This window comes from Gordonia aquimaris (assembly GCF_026262595.1).
Taxonomy (GTDB): Bacteria; Actinomycetota; Actinomycetes; order Mycobacteriales; family Mycobacteriaceae; genus Gordonia; species Gordonia tangerina.
In genome coordinates this window covers 21,839-28,655 of the sequence record NZ_JAPKFM010000038.1, presented here as the reverse complement: position 1 = coordinate 28,655, position 6,817 = coordinate 21,839, and the positions used below count along the sequence as shown (strand labels likewise).

The following is a 6,817-nucleotide window of genomic DNA, read 5'->3' as shown; positions in this document are numbered from 1 at the left end:
CATGGGAACGGTCATGCTAGGCCCCCGGTTTGCGAACGGGAGCGACGAGCTCATCAACGCGATGATCGAAGAATCAAATGCTCGAGTAGAACTCGGCACCGTAGTCCACGCCATCACTCAGACAGGCAGTGGTGTAACAGCAGAGACAAGCCGAGGCACCTACCAGGCGGCCGCTCTCATCTGCGCAGTCCCAATGACTACGCTCGGATCGATCACATTCACACCGGAACTCGACCACACGAAGTCAGCGGCACTGGCCCTCGGACATCCCGGTCAAGGATTCAAACTGTGGATGGCCGCAAAAAATGCCGGCGGTGGGGTCTTCGCATTGGGAGCACCTGGGCCATACCATCACCTATTCACCGTCGAAGAACGTGGCGAACTCGCACTACTGGTTGGTTTTGGCGACGCCAAATGCCCAGACGTCAACGACCTTGAGTCACTAACGACCACACTGCGCGAGTACATCCCGAACGCAGAGGTAGTCGCCGCCGACGCACACGACTGGCATAGAGACCCACACGCGCTAGGCACATGGGCAATCTATCCGGCTGGATTCACCACTCGTTTCGAAGAGGCGCTCAATCGCCCACACGGAGCCGTCGCCTTCGCAGGCGGAGACATTTCTCATGTTCGCCCCGGCTACATTGACTGAACCTCCCCAGTTTGAGTGGACACCTGAGATAGCGGGACGAAGGGTCCTGCTGGGAGGATGTCTACATGTCCAGGACGCGTCGGTCGTTTACGCCTGAGTTCAAGGCGGAGGCTGCTCGTCGGGTGATTGACGGGGGCCGGCCGGTCACCGAGGTCGCGCGTGAACTCAACGTGCATGAGAACTTGTTGGGCAAGTGGGTGCGCGCTGAACGGATGCGCGATGGTGTCGCCGACGAGGTGCGCAACGCCCCACCGGATCGGGACTTGTCGGCTGGTGAGCGCGCGGAGTTGACTCGGTTACGCGCGGAGCTCGCCGAGAGGGATCGCGATTTGGCGTTCCTGAAAAAAGTATCGGCGTACTTTGCGGCGCAGCAACATCGGTGAGCAAGTTCGAGCTCATTGCCGCGGAGTGCGCCGACCACGAGATCACGAAACTGGCGGAACTGCTGGGTGTTTCACGATCAGGATTCTACTCGTGGGTGGATCGGCAACGACGTACGGAGTTGACACCTCGCCAGCAGCGCCGCCGGGATCTGGAGGTGAAGATCCTCGCCCATTGGCAGGCATCCACCCGTACCTATGGTTCGCCGAGGATCACCGCCGATCTACATGCCGAGGGCGTCGCGGTCTCGGAGAACACCGTCGCCAAGATCATGGCCGAGATGGGTATCGAGGGCATCAGCCCACGCACCTTCAAGGTCAAGACCACCGAGGTCGATCAGACGGCGACATTCCCGCCCGACCGGGTCGGGCGAGCGTTCGACCAGGGGGGCATCGACCTGGTCTGGACCTCTGACATCACCTACCTGACCTGCGGTGAAGGCGACGCATACCTTTGTGCGATCCGCGACGAGCACTCGCGTCGGGTGCTCGGCTGGTCGCTGGCCGATCACATGCGCACCGAGCTGGTCGAGGCGGCCGTGGACGACGCGGTGTTCACCCGAGGCGGGTCGGTGGCCGGCACCATCCTGCACAGCGACCGGGGCAGTCAGTACACCAGCCACGACATGGCCGCCGCATGCGGCAAACATGGCTTGCGGCGCTCGATGGGCGCGACAGGGATCTGCTGGGACAACGCCGGCGCCGAATCGCTGTGGTCAACCGTCAAGCACGAATACTACAAGCGACACGCGTTCACCACCTACGCGAATCTTACTGCAGGACTTGACAATTACATCCGATTCTACAATCATGACAGGAGGCACAGCTCGCTGGGGATGATCTCGCCTATCGACTTCGAGGTCACATCACTGACAAGTCAGCAATCAAGCTAACCGTGTCCACTTTTTCGGGGGAGCCCCAGTCGACGACATTGCTTAACCGTAGCCGTCACAGCTCCGCGGGGAGACGTCGCAAAAACGTTGATCGTGAGGTAGGACGGGCTAGGAACGAAGTCAGCGCGTAGCGGGTGGCAGCGGGTTGAACGCGTCGTGAGCCATGATTCGTGGTCGAGTTCGATGTCCCAGGCTTCCAAATCGGGGGCGAGGACCAACTCATCGATGCAGGCGGCGGTCCCACCGACGAAGAAGATAGAGCTACTCCCCCTCCGTCAGCGCCCTCCAGCCCACCTAAACTACTATCTAGCATAGTTTCAAGGTTGGCTGTTGGAGGCGTGGTGATCGCAAACATTGTGGCCCAAGGGACACTCCTGGGACTGTTCGGTGCGGTCGTAGCGTGTGGTGTCGCCGCTGCCCGCCAGCCGGATCGAGGTGGGGAGGCGTGGCGGGCGCTTGTTTCGTGTGCGGTGGCCGTGAGTGCGGCCGTCGGCGTGATGGTGGTTGCTCCCCAGGGCGATTTCTCGTCGGCGATCGGAGCTCAATCGAACCCCGAGGTGGTCCCGCACAGGCAGTGTGATCGCGATCTTCGGTCTGGTGGCCGCGATAGTCTTCCGCCTGGCCCGGCCGGCCTCCCGCGGTGATGGCTTCGACGCCCTCGTTCCCGGCGCCCACGCCCGATTCCCACAAAATACGAAGGTGGTTAGTAGAAGTGGGGCGTGATGCGAGTGTGCGGAGGAGGTGGTGGGCATGACTGACGGTGTCGAGGTGCCGCGTACGGATCGGTTCGGCCCGCGCGGTCCTGCCCGTACGATCTCTCGTGCGGTGGGCCTTGCCGTGGTGATGTTTGAGGCGGTTGCCGCGTTCTGGCTGGTGATGCTGCTCCGAACGTCGGATCTCGTGCCATCCGACCCGTCAGGAGTCGGGCGCGGTGATCAGGTCGAGCTGCGGATGCTGACCGCGGTGGATGTGCACGACTGGGTGTCGGCGCTGAGTGCTGCGGCCTTCGCTGCGGGTGTGGCCGGTGCGCTGGCGGCGCATCTACTTCCCGCAGTCAAGGGGCGCGCGCCGGTTGAGTAGTCGGGCCGGGATTTCGACTCTTGGAACGTTTCTGTGGCTTAGGCTTTGGTGCCGCCGCCGCGGGTGTGGCGAGGTTTGCGGCTGAGGTATTCGCTGAGCACTTCCCGCTCGGCGGGTGTCACGGTCTGGGCGAAGTGCATCAGTACTGCCGCGGAGTCTCCGCTGGCGTCGAGGACCTGACGCAAGGTGCGTGAGGTGGCCTCCTCGCGGGTCTGCATGGGGAAGTACCGGTAGGCGCGGCTGACTTTTTCTCGACCGACGAACCCTTTTTTGTGCAGGTTGGTGACGACGGTGAGCACTGTGGTGTAGGCCGGTTCGCGGTCGTGGAGTTCCTCGACTAGGTCGTGCACCGACATCGCCGCACCGGCCGACCACAGCACGTCCATCACTGCGCGTTCCAGCGAACCCAGCCCAGTCATTTTCACCCACCATCTCTAGATGCGGGTCAATCTTACGACGGACTACCTCAGTTAGTAGCTCGGTCCCGTTGGAGCGCATCGGCAGCGCCGCGAGGCGGGCGGTGTTCGATGGCTGCGGAGAATTCGGTTCCAGGGGTGCTGCGGTGGATGTGACGTCGTGTTGTGGTCGGCAACGTGATGGTGAAGGTGGCTCCGTGCCCGGTTCCCAGGCTTTCGGCGAGCAAGGTGCCCCCATGGTCTTCGACGATGGAGCGGGCGATGGTGAGTCCGATACCGCTGCCGCCGGCGTCTCGGGTCCGTGAGGAGTCGGTGCGGTAGAAGCGGTCAAAGATGTGTGGAAGGTGTTGAGCGGGAATCCCGTCCCCGCAGTCGACGACGCTGATGCGCACCGCGTGTGCCGGGGCGGTGTCGGCTTTCACTACGACCCGCTGGCCCGGGGAGCTGTGTCGCAGCGCGTTAGTGAGCAGATTGAGCAGTACTTGGCTCATTCGTTCGGCATCGACATCGATGTGTACGCGCGCGGCGGTGGTGACGATGCCCAGCGTGACGCCGGCGTCGGTGAACAGCTCGGCGGCTTCTTCGTAGGTCGCGATGAGCAGTTCGTTGACAGTGATCGTCGAGGGTTGCAATGGCATCTGGTGCTCGTCGGCGCTGGATACGGTCGCGATGTCCTCGGCGAGGCGCTGCAACCGGGTGGTGGCGGTGCGCACGACGTCGAAGGTGTGGGAGTCGGGCGCGCGGACACCGTCCTCGAGGGCGTCGGTGATCGCGCCGATGGTGGTCAACGGGGTGCGCAGTTCGTGGGCGAGGTCTGACAGCATCCGCTTGCGGATGTCTTCCTGGGAGTTCAAACGTTGTGCCAGCTGGTTGATGGCTCGGCTGAGCTGGGTGAACTCAGTGCCGAGCTGGCGATCGGGAACACGGGTGCGGTAGTTGCCTGCGCCGATCGCCACAGCCGAGCGCGCGACGCTGGCGACTGACTGTTGTACGCGGCGAGCCAGGAACCAGCTGACGGCCGTGGCCAGGATCGTCGAGGTGACCAGGGCTGCGGTCATCGAGACGACGATGGAGAAGGTGAATGCGGCCTCGACGTGTTCGGCCTGTGCTGATCCCGGTTCGAGGCTGGACTGGCCGAGGTGATCGTGGAAGGTGTGCGGCGCGACGAACAGTGCCACGATCGCGACGCTGATGCCGCCGCCGCCGATCACGATGGCCTGGGCCAGCATCAACCGGGAGCCGAAGCTGCCCGGGATACGTGCCCGTCGTCGATCACCGTTCATGGCTGTCTCCTCGAGGTTGGCCGTCACCCATCCGGTAGCCCACGCCGCGCACGGTACGGATGAATCGACCGGCCGCGGCGCTGTCGCCGAGTTTGCGGCGCAGGCTGGCGATATGAACTTCGACAACGTGGGCATCGCCGACCCAGTTGGGTCCCCAGATTTCGGTGAGCAGTTGTTCTCGACTGAACACCACACCGGGCCGTCGGCTCAGGGCTTCCAGAACGTCGAATTCGGTGCGGGTCAGTTCCACGAGTGTGTCTTCTACCCGCACTTCACGGCCTTGTGGGTCCAGGGTCAGCTCCCCCAGTGTCCGCGGGTGTGCTGTGTCTACCGCCGAGGTCGGGCGCGGACGGCGCAGCATGGCGTCGATGCGCGCCATCAGCTCACGAGGACGAAACCGTTTGGTGAGGTAGTCGTCGGCTCCAACCGCGAGACCGATGATGGTGTCGACCTCGTCGGCGCGGGCGGTGACCATCACGATGTAGGCGTCGGTGAAGGTGCGTAACTGCCGACACACCTCGACGCCGTCGATCGAGGGCAAACCCAGATCGAGGATGACTACCGCAGGACTCACCGTGCGTGCGGCGGCGATCCCCTCTTGGCCGTCGTGGGCGATGGTGACCACAAATCCGCTGCGCTGCAGGTAGTCGGCGACAACCTCGGCGATGTCAGGCTCATCTTCGATGACCAGCGCGTGTAGCCCGTGCGGTGGTCGGGCCGCCGGCCCACGAAGGTCGTCGTCGACGATGACGCGGTCATGAGGCACGTCCCTATGGTGGCGGTGGTTTACACGACCATCCAACCCCGCGGGCATTCTTGAGCAGATCTTGATCCCGACCGCCGATCAGCCTTGAGGTTGAGTGGGCAAGGTGGCGGTGTCGCCGCGCCGAACGATATGTCCCAGTTCCCTCTCACACTGTTGATCTGCTTTCGGCCCGGCGACATCCTGTCCATCGATGCAGAGGATGCCCGTGTGACTGTCTCCTACAGCCTCACCACCAGTGATCCATTCGCCACCACCTTCCCTGCCGAGGCCACATCGCGCCGTGCTGGGCTGAGTCGTCAGCTGGTCGGCGGCACCCCGGTACTGCGGATCGAAGAACCCTTTGCCGAGCACGGGCACGGTTTCTGGGCCAAGCTGGAGGGCTTCAACCCCGGTGGCATGAAAGACCGGCCGGCGCTGCACATGGTCGAACGCGCCCGCGCCCGCGGCGAGCTGGCCCCGGGGGCGCAGATCATCGAATCAACGAGCGGCACACTGGGATTGGGGTTAGCGCTAGCGGGCATTGTGTTCGGTCATCCGGTGACCTTGGTGACCGACCCCGGACTGGAACCGATCCTGCGGCAAATGCTCGCCGCCTACGGCGCCCGGGTCGATGTCGTCAGCGAGCCCCACCCGGTCGGGGGTTGGCAACAAGCCCGCCGCGACCGTGTGCGCGCCCTGCTCGCACTCGACGAGGCTGCGTGGTGTCCCGTCCAGTATTCCAACCCCGACAACGTGACCGGTTACAGCTCACTGGGTGTGGAGCTGATCGCGCAGCTGCGCCATATCGATGTCCTGGTGTGTTCGGTGGGCACCGGTGGGCACTCAGCCGGTGTGGCTCATACTCTGCGGCAGTTCAACCCTGAGCTGGAAGTCGTGGGCGTAGACACCATCGGCTCGACGATCTTCGGCCAGCCCGCACAGTCACGGATCATGCGGGGACTCGGCTCGAGCATCTACCCCCGCAACGTCGCCTACGACCAGTTCAGTGAGGTGCACTGGGTGGCGCCGGCCGAAGCAGTCTGGGCATGCCGCACCCTGGCCGCCACGCAGTACGCCACCGGCGGCTGGAGCGTGGGCGCGGTGGCCCTGGTCTCGGGCTGGCTGGCTCGCACTCGTTCGGCCGATACGCGCATCGCGGCGGTCTTCCCCGATGGCCCCGCCCGCTACTACGGAACCATCTACAACGACGAGTACTGCCAAGCTCACGACCTGATGGACGCCCCAGCGCCCACTGCCCCCCACACCATCAACGATCCGCTGACCCAGGTCGCGAGTAGCTGGACCCGGTGCCCCACCATCATCGACCCCACTCACATGCCGCACACCGAGCCCACGAGCTGACCT

At 64.0% G+C, this 6,817-nt stretch carries 8 protein-coding genes; 5 read left to right on the top strand and 3 right to left on the bottom strand.

From position 1 onward, the window contains the following. The 4 genes from OSB52_RS23425 to OSB52_RS23410 all read left to right on the top strand — a co-directional run. A partial coding sequence (locus tag OSB52_RS23425; RefSeq protein WP_266063727.1) for a flavin monoamine oxidase family protein occupies nucleotides 1–655 on the top strand: 655 nt, incomplete at its 5' end. Nucleotides 656–720: 65 nt separating this feature from the next. Then, nucleotides 721–1,038 (top strand): transposase, encoded by a 318-nt coding sequence (locus OSB52_RS23420; RefSeq protein WP_266063719.1) that lies wholly within the window; start codon nucleotides 721–723, stop codon nucleotides 1,036–1,038. Further along, nucleotides 1,035–1,928, top strand: a complete 894-nt coding sequence (locus OSB52_RS23415; protein WP_266063717.1) for an IS3 family transposase — start codon at nucleotides 1,035–1,037, stop codon at nucleotides 1,926–1,928. Before OSB52_RS23420 ends, OSB52_RS23415 begins: the two co-directional genes overlap by 4 nt. A gap of 750 nt (nucleotides 1,929–2,678) precedes the next feature. Next, the gene (locus tag OSB52_RS23410; RefSeq protein ID WP_006438351.1) at nucleotides 2,679–3,008 is read left to right on the top strand and encodes a hypothetical protein; all 330 of its coding nucleotides are present in this window, start codon (nucleotides 2,679–2,681) and stop codon (nucleotides 3,006–3,008) included. Between the two features lie 38 nt (nucleotides 3,009–3,046). On the opposite strand, the gene OSB52_RS23405 is transcribed toward OSB52_RS23410, so the two are convergent. The 3 genes from OSB52_RS23405 to OSB52_RS23395 are packed head-to-tail and all read right to left on the bottom strand — an operon-like array spanning nucleotide 3,047 to nucleotide 5,398. Further along, nucleotides 3,047–3,427 (bottom strand): BlaI/MecI/CopY family transcriptional regulator, encoded by a 381-nt coding sequence (locus tag OSB52_RS23405; RefSeq protein ID WP_006438350.1) that lies wholly within the window; start codon nucleotides 3,425–3,427, stop codon nucleotides 3,047–3,049. A gap of 47 nt (nucleotides 3,428–3,474) precedes the next feature. Continuing rightward, on the bottom strand, nucleotides 3,475–4,707 hold the full coding sequence (locus OSB52_RS23400; RefSeq protein ID WP_006438349.1) for a sensor histidine kinase: 1,233 nt from the start codon (nucleotides 4,705–4,707) through the stop codon (nucleotides 3,475–3,477). Then, nucleotides 4,697–5,398: a response regulator transcription factor gene (locus OSB52_RS23395; protein ID WP_277615379.1), complete on the bottom strand. Its 702-nt coding sequence runs from the start codon at nucleotides 5,396–5,398 to the stop codon at nucleotides 4,697–4,699. Before OSB52_RS23395 ends, OSB52_RS23400 begins: the two co-directional genes overlap by 11 nt. Before the next feature lie 282 nt (nucleotides 5,399–5,680). Between OSB52_RS23395 and OSB52_RS23390 the strand changes: the two genes are divergently transcribed. Beyond that, on the top strand, nucleotides 5,681–6,814 hold the full coding sequence (locus tag OSB52_RS23390; RefSeq protein WP_266063724.1) for a PLP-dependent cysteine synthase family protein: 1,134 nt from the start codon (nucleotides 5,681–5,683) through the stop codon (nucleotides 6,812–6,814). The last annotated feature ends 3 nt before the right edge of the window (nucleotides 6,815–6,817 follow it).

Bases quoted from the DNA above. Each gene is read 5' to 3' on its own strand.
- OSB52_RS23420 (WP_266063719.1), top strand. From the start codon at position 721: ATGTCCAGGACGCGTCGGTCGTTTACGCCTGAGTTCAAGGCGGAGGCT.
- OSB52_RS23410 (WP_006438351.1), top strand. From the start codon at position 2,679: ATGACTGACGGTGTCGAGGTGCCGCGTACGGATCGGTTCGGCCCGCGC.
- OSB52_RS23405 (WP_006438350.1), bottom strand. From the start codon at position 3,427: ATGACTGGGCTGGGTTCGCTGGAACGCGCAGTGATGGACGTGCTGTGG.
- OSB52_RS23400 (WP_006438349.1), bottom strand. From the start codon at position 4,707: ATGAACGGTGATCGACGACGGGCACGTATCCCGGGCAGCTTCGGCTCC.